At 70.0% G+C, this 15077-nt stretch carries 16 protein-coding genes; 5 read left to right on the top strand and 11 right to left on the bottom strand.

Annotation, left to right across the window (positions count from 1 at the left end; all coding sequences use genetic code 11):
* Positions 1-34 precede the first annotated feature (34 nt).
* Positions 35-2590, bottom strand: a complete 2556-nt coding sequence (locus tag KOD61_RS09905; RefSeq protein WP_215218525.1) for a membrane-bound PQQ-dependent dehydrogenase, glucose/quinate/shikimate family — start codon at positions 2588-2590, stop codon at positions 35-37.
* 140 nt (positions 2591-2730) lie between these two features.
* Here KOD61_RS09905 and KOD61_RS09900 point away from each other — a divergent pair, with 140 nt between their 5' ends.
* The gene (locus KOD61_RS09900; RefSeq protein ID WP_215218524.1) at positions 2731-2949 is read left to right on the top strand and encodes a hypothetical protein; all 219 of its coding nucleotides are present in this window, start codon (positions 2731-2733) and stop codon (positions 2947-2949) included.
* A 52-nt stretch (positions 2950-3001) separates the two neighbouring features.
* Here KOD61_RS09900 and KOD61_RS09895 read toward each other — a convergent pair whose 3' ends face one another.
* Complete coding sequence (locus KOD61_RS09895; protein WP_215218523.1) at positions 3002-3271, bottom strand: hypothetical protein; 270 nt, start codon at positions 3269-3271, stop codon at positions 3002-3004.
* Between the two features lie 242 nt (positions 3272-3513).
* Here KOD61_RS09895 and KOD61_RS09890 point away from each other — a divergent pair, with 242 nt between their 5' ends.
* Positions 3514-4743, top strand: a complete 1230-nt coding sequence (locus KOD61_RS09890; RefSeq protein ID WP_215218522.1) for a BON domain-containing protein — start codon at positions 3514-3516, stop codon at positions 4741-4743.
* A 72-nt stretch (positions 4744-4815) separates the two neighbouring features.
* Here KOD61_RS09890 and KOD61_RS09885 read toward each other — a convergent pair whose 3' ends face one another.
* Both KOD61_RS09885 and KOD61_RS09880 read right to left on the bottom strand, forming a co-directional pair.
* Entirely contained in the window at positions 4816-5883 is a 1068-nt protein-coding gene (locus KOD61_RS09885; protein ID WP_215218521.1) for a sigma-54 interaction domain-containing protein, read from the bottom strand.
* Between the two features lie 86 nt (positions 5884-5969).
* Positions 5970-6191: an RNA-binding S4 domain-containing protein gene (locus tag KOD61_RS09880; RefSeq protein ID WP_215220369.1), complete on the bottom strand. Its 222-nt coding sequence runs from the start codon at positions 6189-6191 to the stop codon at positions 5970-5972.
* A gap of 105 nt (positions 6192-6296) precedes the next feature.
* On the opposite strand from KOD61_RS09880, the gene dbpA reads away from it, so the two are divergent.
* Complete coding sequence (gene dbpA, locus KOD61_RS09875) at positions 6297-7688, top strand: ATP-dependent RNA helicase DbpA (RefSeq protein WP_215218520.1); 1392 nt, start codon at positions 6297-6299, stop codon at positions 7686-7688.
* Positions 7689-7715: 27 nt separating this feature from the next.
* Here dbpA and KOD61_RS09870 read toward each other — a convergent pair whose 3' ends face one another.
* Both KOD61_RS09870 and KOD61_RS09865 read right to left on the bottom strand, forming a co-directional pair.
* Complete coding sequence (locus KOD61_RS09870; protein WP_215218519.1) at positions 7716-8111, bottom strand: DoxX family protein; 396 nt, start codon at positions 8109-8111, stop codon at positions 7716-7718.
* A 76-nt stretch (positions 8112-8187) separates the two neighbouring features.
* On the bottom strand, positions 8188-9150 hold the full coding sequence (locus KOD61_RS09865; RefSeq protein ID WP_215218518.1) for a DMT family transporter: 963 nt from the start codon (positions 9148-9150) through the stop codon (positions 8188-8190).
* A gap of 140 nt (positions 9151-9290) precedes the next feature.
* Between KOD61_RS09865 and KOD61_RS09860 the strand changes: the two genes are divergently transcribed.
* Positions 9291-10205, top strand: coding sequence for a DMT family transporter (locus tag KOD61_RS09860; protein WP_215218517.1), 915 nt, complete (start codon positions 9291-9293; stop codon positions 10203-10205).
* A 6-nt stretch (positions 10206-10211) separates the two neighbouring features.
* Here the strand turns inward: KOD61_RS09860 and KOD61_RS09855 are convergent, their stop codons facing one another.
* Entirely contained in the window at positions 10212-11033 is an 822-nt protein-coding gene (locus KOD61_RS09855) for a DUF72 domain-containing protein (RefSeq protein WP_215218516.1), read from the bottom strand.
* Positions 11030-11326 (bottom strand): hypothetical protein, encoded by a 297-nt coding sequence (locus KOD61_RS09850; RefSeq protein ID WP_215218515.1) that lies wholly within the window; start codon positions 11324-11326, stop codon positions 11030-11032. Before KOD61_RS09850 ends, KOD61_RS09855 begins: the two co-directional genes overlap by 4 nt.
* 123 nt (positions 11327-11449) lie before the next feature.
* Between KOD61_RS09850 and speG the strand changes: the two genes are divergently transcribed.
* Positions 11450-12025, top strand: coding sequence for a spermidine N1-acetyltransferase (gene speG / locus KOD61_RS09845; RefSeq protein WP_215218514.1), 576 nt, complete (start codon positions 11450-11452; stop codon positions 12023-12025).
* A gap of 23 nt (positions 12026-12048) precedes the next feature.
* Here the strand turns inward: speG and KOD61_RS09840 are convergent, their stop codons facing one another.
* The 3 genes from KOD61_RS09840 to KOD61_RS09830 all read right to left on the bottom strand — a co-directional run bounded on the left by KOD61_RS09840 (position 12049) and on the right by KOD61_RS09830 (position 15023).
* Positions 12049-12975: a peptidylprolyl isomerase gene (locus KOD61_RS09840; protein WP_407074539.1), complete on the bottom strand. Its 927-nt coding sequence runs from the start codon at positions 12973-12975 to the stop codon at positions 12049-12051.
* 81 nt (positions 12976-13056) lie between these two features.
* A complete protein-coding gene (locus tag KOD61_RS09835) occupies positions 13057-14319 on the bottom strand; it encodes a polyhydroxyalkanoate depolymerase (protein WP_215220367.1) in 1263 nt (420 codons plus the stop codon).
* 95 nt (positions 14320-14414) lie between these two features.
* A complete protein-coding gene (locus KOD61_RS09830) occupies positions 14415-15023 on the bottom strand; it encodes a class I SAM-dependent DNA methyltransferase (RefSeq protein ID WP_215218513.1) in 609 nt (202 codons plus the stop codon).
* Positions 15024-15077 lie beyond the last annotated feature (54 nt).

Here is a 15077-nt window from a genome sequence, read left to right as displayed (position 1 = left end):
GCCGGTCGCCGGTCGCCGCTTCCGGCTGCCGCTGTCATCCGGCATCCGGATCTCCGTGCAATGCGTAGGCGATCACATAGTCGCCGACCGGCGTTTCCATGAAATGGTGGCCGCCGGCCATGATGATCAGGTACTGCCTGCCGCCGGCCTCGTAGACCATCGGCGTGGCCTGCGCACCGGCCGGCAGCGCGTCGCTCCAGACGGTCTCGCCGGTCTCGATGTCGATCGCGCGGATCAGGTCGTCGGTGGCGGCGGCGATGAACACCAGCCCGCCGGCGGTGACCGCGGGGCCGCCGTTGTTGGGCGTGCCGATCACGATCGGCAGGTACGACGGGATGCCGAACGGACCGTTCTTGCGGGCGGTGCCGAAGGGCCGGTCCCAGAGTGTCTCGCCGGTCGCCAGGTCAATCGCGCGGATGCCGCCGTAGGGCGGCTCCTTGCACAGCAACCCCGTGAAGGGCAGGCGCCAGCCGGCGTTGACGTCGATCGCGTACGGCGTGCCCGCTTGCGGGTCGCCGGCACCCTCGGCACCGCCCATGTCGCCGCGGGCCTCGTCGCGCGGCGCCCAGCCACGCCGGTCGGCCTCCTCGCGCGGGACCAGGATGTTGTAGTTGGGCATGTCGTTGTAGTTGGCAATGATCACCGCGCGCTGCGGGTCGATCGCGATGCCGCCCCAGTCCGAGCCGCCGTTGTAGCCGGGGTACTCGACCCAGTGGCGGTCGGTGGTCGGCGGCGTGTACATCCCCTCGTAGCTCGCGCCGGCGAACTGGATCCGGCAGATCATCTGGTCGATCGGGGTCAGGCCCCACATGTCGCGCTCGGTGAGTTCGCGCTTGGCCAGCGTGTGGTACTGCGAGTACGGCTGGGTGGGCGAACGCAGGCCTTCCTCGGTCGGCACGCCGCCTGTGGGGACCGGCCGCTCCTCGACGCCGTGCAGCGGCTGGCCGGTGCGGCGGTCCAGCACGTACATGTCGCCCTGCTTGGTCGGCAACACCAGCGCCGGCACGGTGCCGGCTGCGGTGGACACGTCGACCAGCGTCGCCTGAGAGCCGAGGTCGTAGTCCCACACGTCGTTGTGCACGGTCTGGAAATGCCACGCGGGCCGGCCGGTGGTGACGTCCAGCGCGACCAGCGAGGTGGAGTACTCCATTTCCGGTGGGCGCCGCGATGCGCTGACGTAGTCGGCAGCCGCGTTGCCCATCGGCAGGTAGACCAGTCCCAGCTCTTCGTCGGCGCTGGCCGTCGTCCACATGTTGGGCGTGCCGCGGGTATAGGTCTCGCCGGGGGCGAGGGCGGTGCGGTCGGGTCGCATCATGTCCCACGCCCAGCGCTGCTGCCCGGTGACCGCGTCGAAGCCTTGGATCACGCCCGATGGCGCCATCCGCCGCTGGCCGTCGAGCACCTGGTGGCCGGTCACGATGACGCCCTGGACGATGGTCGGCGCGGAGGTGATCGACACCATCCCGGGCGAGACCTCGCCCATGCCACGGGTGATGTCGACCTGGCCGTTGTCGCCGAAATCGGTGCACGGGCGGCCGGTCCGTGCGTCGACGGCGATCAGCCGCCCGTCCAGGGTGCCTTCGATGATGCGGGTGGCGCAGTCGCGGCGGACGCCGTCCAGGGTCGCGACGGCGGTGTCGCGTGCCGCGGAGGTGTCGGCGGTTGAGGATTCACCGACGCCGGATGTTGCGGACGCCTCTGGCACTTCGCCCGCATCGTCCGCGGGCGCGGTGCTGCCGCTCGCGGGCACCTGGTAGTAGGCAACGCCCCGGCACGCGGCGGTGTAGGGAATGTTTTCCTCGGCGACGCGTGGGTCGTAGCGCCACCGCTCGTCGCCGGTGCGCGCATCCAGTGCGATCAGGATGTTCCGTGCCGAACACAGGTACAGGGTGTCGCCGACCTTGAGCGGCGTGGTCTCCGCGCCCCAGCGCTTTTCGGGCAGGTCGCCGGTGCGGTAGGTCCAGACCCGCTCGAGCCGGTCGACATTGTCGGCGGTGATCTGGTCGAGCGGGCTGAAGCGCGTGGCGGCATGGCTGCGGCCGTAGGCGCCCCAGTCACCCGGCGCCGGCGCGACGCCCGGCTGGGTGGCGGCATCGTCCGATGTCGTGCGCTGTGACACCGTCGAGGGCTGCGGGAACGGGGTCGCCGAACGGGTCACGCCGTGCGGTACGAAGGCGAGCGCGAATACGCCGGCGAACACCAGCGCCAGCACCGCCGCCATGCCCCAGCCTGTCTTGCGGGAGGGGCCACCGCGCAGGCGCGGCGCGAGCAGTGCTACCGGGATAGCAAGTACCACCAACAGGCCCAGGCGCGGTATCCAGCGCCAATAGTCCAGCCCTGACTCCCATGCCGCCCACCCGATGGTGGCCAGCAGGACGACCGCGTAGAGCCATGCGCCGCCGATGCGGCCGAGCATCAGCAGTCCACCGGCGACAAGCAGCGCGATACCGGCAGGCAGGTAGTACCAGGAGCCGCCCAGCGTGAGCAGCCAGCCGCCGCCTATGGCAAGGGTGAGCCCGAGCAGGGCGATGACGCCGCCAAGCAACCATCGCGGCCAGTGGGATCCGGGGTGCGCGCGTTCACGGAACATCGCGGTCCTCCGATGTGGTTGGGGTCGGCGTTCATCCTAGGCACGGCTCTGGACCCGTCGGGTGAAGATAGCGCGACCGCACGACGGTGGCTTCATCGACCAGCGCGCAGGCTGGGGATCCTTTCCGACCGGAGTGCGCGATGAACCCGACCGACCACCCCGAAGACGCCAACGACGCAACCCCGTCTGCCGAGCACCTGGAGGAGGGACGCAAGCGCCGCGAGTACGGCCACAGTTCGGGAGACCGCAACACCCGGACCCGCGAAGGCGAGTGGCACGAGTTCAGCGGCGGTGAGCAGCGCGAGGCCGGTCCGGACGACGACGTCGCGCCGCCTCACGGTCAGCGCAAAGCGCCATAGACCCGCAATTGAGACGAGCCGCTCGGCATAGCGCCGGGCGGTCACTTCGTCGTCAGTCGCCGACGGGCGCAGGGTTGTCCCGAGCGTCCTCTTCGACCGCAGGATCGTGGCTGGCGCGGCAATCGGTTTCGGCCTGGCCGGTCAAACCGAAACAGGGGTCCTGGGTGGTGTCGACATCGCCGCCCGGCGCTACGGCGGGGTTGTCGACGATGGTGGTCGATGCCGAGTCCGCCGGTTCGACGGGTTCGAGTTCGCGGCGGTCGCAGGCACTCAGTGCGAGGGCGAGCACGGCGCTGCAGGCAATGGCAAGGCGGATGTTCATGGCGCTTCTCCGGAACTGTCGGGGTGGATCCAAATCTCCCACGACGGCACGCGCGAACGGTTGACGGGGCCGTCACGGAAAAACCTGCGCAGCCGTGCAAACACGTCACGGTGCCAGGGCTGTGGAACGGCTGTTTGACGCATCCGGCGGTTGGCACGCGTCTTGCGCCTCTCTCCATCGGGTCCACCGGGATGGCGGGCCGCGACCCCCGTCGCGGTCGGGTCCCTGACGGAGGTAACTCGATGCGTAACGACAACAAGATGGGCGAAGACCTCAAGGCCGTCGCCGAAGACGTGATGCAACTGGGTGCGCGATGCGTGCAGGCGGGTCGTGCATGGCTCAATGACAGGAGAAACGAGATGACCGATCGCAACGACGAAAATCGCTACGGGAACAACCGCAGCACTTACCAGTCGCAGGGCGCCGGCCAGTCGCGGGCGCAGGGCAGTCCGCGCGGCCGGCAGCAGTACCAGGGCGCCCAGGCCAGCCACCAGCAGGGCGGCTACCAGCAGCAGGTTTACCAGCAGCCGGGCTACCAGCAGGGCGAGTACCAGCGGCCGCAGGGCCAGGGTGGATACCAGTCGAGCGGCCATCAGCAGTACGGCCGGACGCAGGGCAGCCAGCAGTACGGCGCCGATGACTATGCATCGCAGGATTACGGTCGCGCGCAGGCCTGGGGCCAGGGCGGCATGGAGCGCGAGTACGGGCAGTCGTTCGAGCAGGGCCTGGGCGAGACCTCGCTGGGCCAGGGACCGTACGACCGCGAAGCCGGCGGGTACGGCGCGCGTGCCCAGTCGGACTGGCAACGCGGTTCGCAGTACCAGTACGGCTCGCCGCGCCAGGACACGCAGCAGGGACGCCAGCAGCAGTACCAGGGCAACCGCGGCGCGTACGCCCAGCAGGGCTATTCCAGCTATCAGAACCGGCAGCAGGGCGAGGGCTACGGGACAAGCTCGGGCTATGGCAACCCGGACCAGTACCGCTACGGCAGCCAGGGTTACAGCGGCGAATCCTTCGTGTCGCCCGGCGACACCCAGCAGAGCCACGCTGGCATGGGGCGCCAGAGCTACAGCCGCTCCGAGTTCGGCGGCAGCACCTACGGCGGTGGTTACGGTGGCGTCGGGCCGCGCAACTACACCCGCTCGGACGAGCGCATCACCGAAGACCTGTGCGAGCGCCTGACCCGCGACCACGACGTGGACGCCAGCGGCATCGAGGTCAAGGTCGCCAACGGCACCGCGACCCTTGAAGGCACCGTGTCGCAGCGCTGGATGAAGCACCGCGCCGAGGACCTGGCCGACAGCTGCAGTGGCGTTCGCAACGTCGAAAACCGGCTGAAGGTGCGTTCTGCGTCGGAGGGCATGCAGTCCTCCGGGACGTCACAGGAGAGCGGCGCCAACCGCGCCAGCGGGGGCAGCCAGACCGGCTCGCCGACCACGCCGACGAGCGGTTCGACCGGAACCGCGCATTAGCAAAGGCGCCGCGACGTAGCAGAAGGCCCGCCTCACCGGCGGGCCTTTTCTTTGCCCGTTTTGCGGGGGTCGCTAGGCCGTGAGTGCGCGCAGGTCGTCGTCGTTGCGCCGACGGTGCGCGGTGGTGCCGCTGTCGCCGGTCTCCGGCGCCGCGCGTCGTGCCCCGCGCTGCTCGCGCGCAAGCTGGTTGTGGATCGTCCGCACACTCACGCCGAGCGTGCGCGCGGTGCGGGTCTTGTCGTTGTCGAAATACGCCAGCGTCTTGCGCAGCATTTCCTGCTGCACTTCGGCGTAGGTCATGCCGACGTTGAACACCACGGTGCTGGCGTCCTCGTCGGCGGCACGCCGGCGCAGCGCGTGGCGGCCGGCATCGCGGATCGACACCACGTCCCCGTCGCTGAGGATGAAGGCTCGTTGCACCACGCTGCGCAGCTCGCGGATGTTGCCCGGCCAGTCGTAACGCAGGATTTCGGCCGTTGCGTCCGGATCCAGCCGCTTGCGGCTCCCGTACTCCTCATTGAGCGCATCCAGGAAGTGCTGCGCCAGCAATACGGCGTCATCGCCGCGCCCGCGGAGCGGCGGCAGTTCGACGATGAATTCCGCCAACCGGTAGAACAGGTCCTCGCGCAGCAGGCCGTCATCGATCGCCTCGGCGGGGTCCCGGTTGGTTGCGGCCACGATGCGGGTGTCCAGCGCGACGGATCCCGTGCCACCGACGCGGGTGATCGTGCCGGTCTCCAGTGCGCGCAACAGGTATACCTGCAGTGCGGCCGGCATCTCGGTGATCTCGTCGAGGAACAGCGTGCCGCGATGGGCCTGTTCGAAGAAACCGGCATGCCGCGCCGCCGCGCCTGTGAAGCTGCCACGCTCGTGGCCGAACAGGTGACTGGCCAGCAGGTCTGGCGCGATCGCGCCGCAATTGACCGCGACGAACTCCCCTTGGCGCCCGCTCAGCACGTGCACTGCATGGGCGACCAGCTCCTTGCCGGTACCGCTCTCGCCGGCCACGAGCACCGAGGCGGGGGTGGTGGCGACGCGGGCCAGGTCTTCCTGCAATCCGCGGATGGCGGCGCAACGCCCGACCATGCCGGTCGGGCCGCAACTTCCGGCGAGCGGGTGCGGAGAAGTGTCGTTGTCCATGCCATGCACCGTAGCCGCGGCGCGGTTAACGAGCTGTCACCGGGATGTTCTCCGGGTGCGTCCGGAGCCAGCCGACCCTGGGCCGTTCAGGCAGCCGCGATGACGCGGACGATGCAGTCGCCCAGCTGCACGCGCTGGCCCGCGTGGATCTTGCACGTCTTGCGCAGCTCCACCGCGCCGTCGACCCGCACGTGGCCGCTGGCGACCAGGGCCTTGCCGGCGCCACCGCTGTCGCACAGGCCGACCAGCTTGAGCAGCTGGTTCAGCTCCACGTGGTCGCGGTCGAGTTCGAAGTCGATGGTCTGCATGGTCGTGGCGTCGGCGGGGGCGGGCAGGTTGGCAGGCGACGCGCGACGGTGCAACGCGTCGCCGGCGTGGCACTGCGTCACGCCCGAAGCTGCGATCATGCGCGCATGAACGATGCCGCCTCCGATCTCTCCTTCACCTCGCTGTCGCTGCCGGCAGCCCTGCTGCCAGGTGTCGACGCGCTCGGCTACACCCGGATGACGCCGGTCCAGGCGCAGGCGCTGCCACCGATCCTGCAGGGTCGCGATGTCATCGCGCAGGCGCCGACGGGCAGCGGCAAGACCGCGGCGTTCGGCCTGGGCCTGTTGCGCGACATCGACCTGGGCAAGGTGCAAACCCAGGCGCTGGTGTTGTGCCCGACCCGGGAGCTGGCCGACCAGGTCGGCCGTCAGATCCGCAAGCTGGCACTGGGGCTGCCGAACCTGAAGGTGTCGGTGCTGTGCGGCGGCATGGCGCTCGGTCCGCAGTTGGCATCGCTGGAGCACGACCCGCACGTGGTGGTCGGCACGCCGGGCCGGATCCAGGAGCTGCTGCGCAAGAAGGCGCTGCACCTGCGCGGCGTTCGCACGCTGGTGCTCGACGAGGCCGACCGGATGCTGGACATGGGCTTCGAGGAAGCCATCCGCGAGATCGTCGGCAAGACGCCGAAGGAGCGCCAGGGCCTGCTGTTCTCGGCGACGTTCCCCGAGTCGATCCGCACGTTGGCCACGGCGATGCTGCGCGACCCGGTCGAGGTCACCATCGAGGGCGACGGCCAGCACGCGGCGATCGACCAGCGGTTCTACCAGGTCGAACCGGCGCAGCGCACCGCGTTGCTGGCCGCCCTGCTGCTGGAATTCCAGCCGCCGTCGTGCGTGGTGTTCTGCAACATGCGGCGCGACGCCGATGAGGTCGCCGGGTCTCTGCAACACCACGGCTTCGATGCGCTGGCACTGCACGGCGACATGGAGCAGCGCGACCGCGACGAGGTGCTGGTGCGGTTCGCCAACCGCAGCTGCAGCGTGCTGGTGGCCAGCGACGTGGCGGCGCGCGGACTGGACGTCGAGGACCTGGCGGCCGTGGTGAACTACGAACTGCCGACCGACCCGGACGTCTACGTGCACCGCATCGGGCGCACCGGCCGCGCCGGCCGCGACGGGCTCGCGCTGAGCCTGTGCACGCCGCGCGAGGAGGCCCGCGCGCAGGCGAGTGCCGAGCGCACCGGGGTGGCGATCCGTTGGCAGCGGGCCACGCCGCTGGCCGGCAAGGCACGCAACGTCCCACCCGCGCCGATGGCGACGCTGCGCATCGACGGCGGCAAGACCGACAAGCTGCGCCCCGGCGACATCGTCGGCGCGCTGACCGGCGAGGCCGGCCTGCCGGTGGCGGCGGTCGGCAAGATCGACGTGTTCGCGACCCGCAGCTACGTGGCCATCGCCCGCGACCGTGCCGCGGCTGCATTGGCGCGGTTGCGGGAAGGCCGCATCAAGGGGCGCCGGTTCCGCATCAACCGCCTCTGACCACCGCGCCTGCGCGGCGCTTGGGCCTTACCGCTGGTTGACGCTGAAACGCCCCGGGCCGACGAGCGCGATCACGATGGCCGAGACCAGGAACATGCCCTGCAGCTCCAGTGCCCAGCCGCCCTGGCGGTTGAAGCCGGCCAGCTCGCCGGCATGCACCAGCACGATCGCCACCAGCATGTTGATCGCGACCAGCAGGCCGCCGATGCGCGCGTGGAAGCCGGCGATCAGCATGAGCGGCGCGACCACCTCGCCGATAATCACCGCATAGCCGAGCACGCCCGGCAGGCCCTGTGCCTCCACCATCCCGACGATGCCCGACAGGCCGCCGTTGAGCTTGGCGATGCCGTGCAGCAGCACCAGCACGCCGAGGGTCACGCGCAACAGCAGCCTGCCGAGGTCGTTCTGGGTGTTTGGATTCATCGGTATCCCCTGTCTGGTTGAAGGCGGTGATGCGGCATGCCGCTGGCGGTCGATCGTACTCCGCGACAGGTCGCCGCTACTCGCCAAGCTGTTTTGATTCGGCCGTGGCCAGCACCTCGGCATGGTCCATCCGGCGCGGGCGCGCCAGCAGCGGGTGGACCAGTACCGCGGCGAGGATCACCACCACGCCGAGGTAGAACGGCGGCTCGAGCTCACGCTGCTCGCCCAGTAGCAGGATCGCCAGGATGATCGCGTAGACCGGCTCCAGGTTGACCGCCAGTTGCGCGGCGAACGCGCTCATGTGGCGCAGCGCCATCAGCGACAGGGCGAACGGCAACAGCGTGCACACCAGCGACAGCACCAGCAGCAGTGCGATGTCGCGTCCGCCGGGCATCACCAGCAGGTCGCCGGCAAAGGCCTCTGCGATCGCATCGACCGGGAAGTACGGCATCAGCGGCGCCAGCAGGGTCAGCGCGACGGTGCCTGCACCCAGCTCGATGGCGGTGACGGTGAGCGGTTCCCCGTGATCGACCAGGCGCTTGTTGAGCGAACCGAACAGCGCGACCAGCAGCGCCGACAGGGCGCCCACCGCGATGCCGATGCGCATCTCGTCCGGCACGCCGCCCACCACCAGCGCCACCCCGGGCAGCACCGCGATGCCGAGCGCGAGGTCGCGCTTGCTGAACCGCGTGCGCGCCAGCCACGGCTCCACGATCGCGGTGAACGCGGTCGCCAGCGCGATGCAGGTCGCGGCGACCGAGGCGTTGGCGAGCTTGATCGCGCCGTAGAAGGTCAGCCAGTGCAGGGCCACCAGCACGCCCACCCCGGCGTAGGCCCAGAACAGCCGCGGCGGCATCGCCCGCAGCCCACGCCAGACCTTCGGCAGCAGCGCCAACGCCACCACCACCAGCAGCATGCGGGCCCACACCAGCGGCAGCGCCGGCAGGGTGATCAGCTTGCCCAGGATGGCGGTGAAGCCCCAGAGCACCACGCAGAAGTGGATCTGCAGGAAGGCCTTGCTGGTCGGAGACATGGGCATCGCGGCAGTGTGCCCAAACGGGGGTGGTGGAAACGAGTGCCGGATCGGGCGGTTCACCCCGGTTCCGGCCGAAGACACTTTGTCCATGCGGCTTCCGGAGCCGACAATGGCGGCTTCCCCTCACACCCCCCCCCACGCCCATGTCGACCCCTGCCGGCGGGACGCCTGCCGCGTCCGTTCCCGATGTTCCCGCAACGCCGCTGCGCGAGTGGCTGACGCCGCTGGAACTGGTCGTGCTGGCCGCGATCTGGGGCGTGTCCTTCATGTTCCAGCGGGTTGCCGCGCCCGAGTTCGGCACCGCGGTGCTGTCGGAGCTGCGGCTGGCGTTTGGCGCGCTGGTGCTGATGCCGTTCCTGTGGGCGCGTCGGTCGGCCTTCCCGGCCCGGGTCTGGCCGAAGGTGGTGGCGGTCGGGGCGATCAACTCGGCCGTGCCGTTCGCGCTTTTCGCCTGGGCGGCCCAGCACGCGCCGGCGGGCATCAGCGCGATCACCAATGCGATGGCGGTGCTGTTCACGGCACTGGTCGGGTTCCTGCTCTTCGGCGAGAAGATCGGCCTGCGCCGCGCAGTGGCCCTGCTGGTGGGGTTTGCCGGCGTCGTGGTGCTGGCCAGCGGCAAGACCGCCGGCCCCAGCCTGGGCCTGGCGGTGGTGGCCGGCTGCGGGGCGGCGTTCATGTACGGCATCGGCGTGCACCTGCTGCGTCGTTACTTCACCGGCATGCCGCAGGCGGCGCTGGCCGCGGCGACGCTGGGCACCTCCGCGCTGCTGACCTTGCCGTTCGCCGTAGCGGAGTGGCCCGAGGCACCGGTATCGGCGCAGGCCTGGTGGTCGGCCGCGCTGCTGGGCGTGCTCTGCACCGGTCTGGCGTACGCGGTGTATTACCGGTTGGTGCAGCGCATCGGCGCCAGCCGGGCGGTCACCGTGACCTACCTGGTGCCGCTGTTCGCGGTCGGCTGGGCGTGGTGGCTGCTGGACGAGCCGTTGACGGTATCGATGGGCATCGCCGGGCTGCTGATCCTGGGCAGCGTCGCGATCACCCAGAAAACGAAGGCCTGAACCGGATCAGCGCTGCAGGCGGTCGATCAGCGCCATCGCGGCGGCCGGGTTGCGTTCCTTGGCGGCGCCGATGAACACGATGAAAACTTCGCGCCTGCCCTTGCCCGGCGCGACAGGGCCGATCCGCGGCAGGTCGCCGGGCTCGCCACCGGCGGCCCATTCGCGCGCGCGTTCGGCCCAGCGGTCCAGCGCCGCCGGCGCGTAGCCGGTGGCCAGCTCGGCGCGCGAGCGCATGAGCCGCGCGTAGACGAAGTCGCCGGTGATGTCGGCGAAGGAGGGATGTTCGTCGGAATCGGCGAACACGGTCGCAATGCCGTGGCGGCGCGCCAGCGCGAGGTGGTCGGCGTCGAAGAAACCGGGGTCGCGCACGTCCAGCACATGGCGCATCGCGTGGCCGTCGACGCGGTCGGGCAGCAACTGCAGGAATGCCTCGACATCGTCGCGATCGAGTCGCTTGTTGCTGTCGAATTGCCAGACGACCGGGCCGAGCCGGTCGCCGAGTGCGGTGATGCCGCCGAGGAAGTCCCCGACCTGGCCGGCGGTGCCGGCCAGCACTTTCGACTGCGTGATCCGGCGCGGTGCCTTGACCGGGAACACGAAGCCATCGGGTGTTTCGGCGGCCCAGCGCGCGTAGGTCTCGGGCTTCTGGGCGCGGTAATAGGTGCCGTTGATCTCGATCGCGCTCAACCGCCGGCTGGCGTACTCGAGCTCCCGCCGCTGCACCAGGCCATCGGGGTAGAAGGTGTCGCGCCACGGCTCGAACGTCCAGCCGCCCACGCCGACGCGGATCCCGTCGATCGCCGGTACGCCGGCGTCGGGTTCGCTCATTCGTATTCGTCGCTCTCGAACTCGACCATCACGTCGAGGTTGGCGGCCAGCGTCCGTACCGCGTCGCGCACCTTGGCGTGGGTGGACGGGTTGGGCGTCTCGATCTCCAGCAACTGCATGCCCGGACCCTGGTCGTCGGGCAGCCCGGCGGAGCTCGAGTCGGGGTCGTCCATGTGCGGCATGAGGTCCGAGATCTCCTCGACGTGCTCGATCCCGTCGATGCTGGTCAGGAGGTTGGAAATTGCACGGGCGTCGTCGTCGCTGCCGGTGATCCTGATGCGTAGCTGGGCCATGTGGGTGGTCTCGCTGGGGGGTGGAACGAGGCTAGGCAGCGCACGGGAAACGGGACGTGACGGCGGCGGCGCTGGCGGCCGTCTTCACCGTGGCCCGGCTACGCTGCGGCGATGGACCCGACGATGCCGCCACCGCCACCGCCCACGCCCACCCCGTACGTGACCCTGCGCCCGCTCGAACGCAGCGACCTGCATTTCGTCCACGTGCTCAACAACAATCGCAGCGTGATGGGCTACTGGTTCGAAGAGCCGTACGAATCGTTCGTCGAGCTGGAGGAGCTGTACCGCAAGCACATCCACGACCAGTCCGAGCGGCGCTTCATCGTCGAGCACGAACAGGCCGACACCCAGGCGCACGAGCGGGTCGGGCTGGTGGAGCTCGTCGAGATCGACCACCTGCACCGGCGTGCGGAGTTCCTGATCATGATCTCGCCCGAGCACCAGGGGCGGGGCTTCGCCAAGGCCGCGACCCGCCGCGCGATCAACTATGCGTTCCGGGTGCTCAACCTCTACAAGCTGTACCTGCTGGTCGATGTCGACAACGCGTCGGCGATCCGGGTCTACGAGGGTGCCGGCTTCCAGCGCGAGGGCGTGCTGGTCGACGAGTTCTTCAGCGACGGGCGCTACCGCAGTGTCATCCGGATGTGCATCTTCCAGCACGAGGCGCTGGGCCGCGAGGACGAGCGGCGCGACGCCTGAGGCGGACGCCGGGGGCGTGCCGGTCAGTCGTCGGCCTCGCGCACCGGCAACGGCACGTTGCACAGGTCGATGTGGCCGGCCGGGACCTTGTACCAGTCGTCGCGGCGGTTGCGGCGCGCCTCGGTGGCGGCGGCGAACGTCGGGCTGTCGGTGCGCAGTACCTCGAGCTGGCTGCGTTCGGACGGCGGTACTTCGCTGGCCAGGCGGATCGCCTTGATCGGCGTGCGCTTGGCCGGGTCCTCGTAGAAGCCCATCGGGTCCGGGCCGCGCGGGATCACCGACAGCAACTCGATGCCGTCCACGACCCGGCCCACCACCGTGATGTTGCGGTCCAGCTGCCGCGGCGACTGTCCGGTTACCACGTACAGCTCGGCACCGGTGCTGGAATCGGCCGCCATGTCGCGCCCGGCGCCGAGCGTGCCGTAGCAGTGCGCCATCCACGCGGTGCCGGTGTCGGGGTCCCGACCGGCCGGGAATCCGTCGACGAAACCGACCTGCGGCGCCCAGCCGTCGGCGTCGGGCAGCGCGGTGAACCCCAGGCCGGCGGCCGGCCGCTCGAACTCGGCCGGCAGGTGCGCCTCGGCGCTGCCCAAGGGCTTGCGGTCGGCTTCCTCCTCGGTCGGGTCGCCGAACTGGACCACGAAGTTGTCCTGCGAGCGGTAGATGCTCAGCCCATCCCAAAAACTTTCGCGGGCCAGCGTGCGGATGTTGCCCACGTGGCGCGGGGCGAACTGGGGAGCGAGTTCGATCACCACCCGGCCGGCGTCGAGCTCCATGTAGAGCGTGTTGGCCGGGTCCAGCGCGCGCCAGTGCGCGTCGGGCGAGGCGTCGAGGATCTCCTGCGCCGACTTTGGTTTGGCCGCCTCGTCCGAGTCGGGCGCCTGCGCGGCGGCACCGGTGGCGAACAGGGCAAGCAGCAACGCGGTCGACAGCAGGCGCGGGTTCGGCACGGTGTGGCTCCAGGACGGGGACCGGCCGATTGTGGCCGATGCCGTCGCCGCCGGCCAACCGGACGATCCTGGCGGCGCGGATCAGGCCGTAATGCTGTCGCGGGCCGCCTGCCGGGCGATGAAGTCGCGGACCTGCGGGTACACCTGCCGGCGCCAGCGCCGACCGCTGAAGATGCCGTAGTGGCCGGCACCCTCGACGGTGATGTGCTCGCGGTGCTCGTCGTCGACGCCGCTGCACAGCGCATGCGCGGCGCGCGTCTGGCCCTGGCCGGAGATGTCGTCCAGCTCACCCTCGATGGTGAGCAGCGCGGTACCGGTGATCGCCGCTGGATCCACCCGCTCGCCGCCCACCTCCCACAGCCCGCGCGGCAGCAGGTGCTCCTTGAACACGATGCGCACGGTGTCCAGGTAGTACTCGGCCGGCATGTCGAGCACGGCGTTGTACTCGTCATAGAAGCGACGGTGCGAGGCGGCGTCCTCCAAGTCGCCTTCGACCAGGTGCTGGTAGAAGTCCCAGTGCGACTGCGCGTGGCGTTCCGGGTTCATAGCGACGAAGCCGCCGTGCTGCAGGAAGCCCGGGTAGACACGGCGGCCGTGGCCGGGGTAGTTGGCCGGCACCGGGTGGACCAGGTTGGCCTCGAACCACCACAGCGGGCGGTCGACGGCCAGGTCGTTGACCTGCGTCGGGCTCTCGCGGGTGTCGATCGGGCCGCCCATCATCACCAGCGAGCGCGGGGTCGCCTCGCCACGCGCGGCCATCAGCGACACCGCCGCCAGCACCGGGACGGTCGGCTGGCAGACGCTGATCACGTGCAGGTCGTCGGCACCGATGGTCCGGATGAACTCCTCGATGTAGCGCACGTAGTCATCGAGGTGGAACGGCCCCTCGCTGGCGGGGATCATGCGCGCGTCGACCCAGTCGGTGACATACACCTTGTGGTCGCGCAGCAGCGTGCGAACCGTGTCGCGCAGCAGGGTGGCGTGGTGGCCGGACAGCGGCGCGACCACGAGCACCGGCGGCTGGCCCTTCATCTCGGTGATGTTGCCGGCGTCGTCGGCATAGCGCTTGAAACGCAGCAGCCGGCAGAACGGTTTGCGCAGCACCTCCCGCTCGATCACCGGGTGCTGGCGGCCGTCAACCTCGATGCGGTGGATGCCGAACTCGGGCTTCTCGTAGTCCTTGCCGATCCGGTACAGCAGCTCGTAGCCGGCCGCCAAGCGGTTGGCACCGGGGATGGTGGACGGCCAGCCGCCGTTGGCGCCGAACATCTTGGCGCCGGCCTCGGCCCAATAGGTCACCGGCGCCATCCAGGCGCGGCCGAACTCGTGCATCTGGTAAAGCAGCATGCGTTCCGATTCCCCGGTACGGATATGTTGCGCTGCAGCGTAGCCGATCGGGATGGCGCGCACGTGAACCGGCGCGCAGGTACCGGTGGAGGCTATTCAGGCACTTCCAACGCGGCGGCCCCGGTCCTGAGCGCGGGCGACAGCCACAGGTGCGAGCCGAGCGGCGCCAGGCCGGCGCCTGCGAACCGCTCGCGGTAGAACTTCGCCGGCCGCGCGTGGAAGCCTTCGACGTCGCCATCGATGCCGTCGGCACGGGTGAACGTTTCCAGGAAGGCCACGCCGCCGCAGAGCTCGGCCAGTGCGGGCAGGCCGCGGTCCAGCTCGCGCGTGGGCAGGTAATGCAGGACGTCGCTGCAGACCAGCAGATCGACCGGCGGGCAGGGACGCAGGTGCTCGAAATCGCCGAAGCGGGCGAAATGCAGGTTGCGCCGTGCCCCGAAACGCTCCACCGCGTAGTGGCTGCTGTCGAAGCCCAGGTACTGGAGTCTCGGCCGCAGTTTAAGTAGGGGTGCGCGCCAGGCGCCTTCGCCGGCTCCGATATCGAGCACGGTCCGGATTGGCCGCTCCAGGTGGTATTCGGCGCTGGCGACGGCGAGCGCTACCTTCCGGGCAAGTCGCGCGCCGCCGCCGATCGCGGTGTCGCGCAGGGCCGGGTCGCGGTACCAGCGGTCGAAGTAGGCCTGGTCGTACTGTTTGGTCATGGTGGTGGGGAGTGGCGCGGGGCATGCGATCCTATCGCGCCCGACTGCCGGATC

It is taken from the genome of Lysobacter luteus, from assembly GCF_907164845.1.
In the GTDB taxonomy this organism is placed as follows: domain Bacteria; phylum Pseudomonadota; class Gammaproteobacteria; order Xanthomonadales; family Xanthomonadaceae; genus Novilysobacter; species Novilysobacter luteus.
This window is presented reverse-complemented; position numbering and strand designations above follow the sequence as displayed.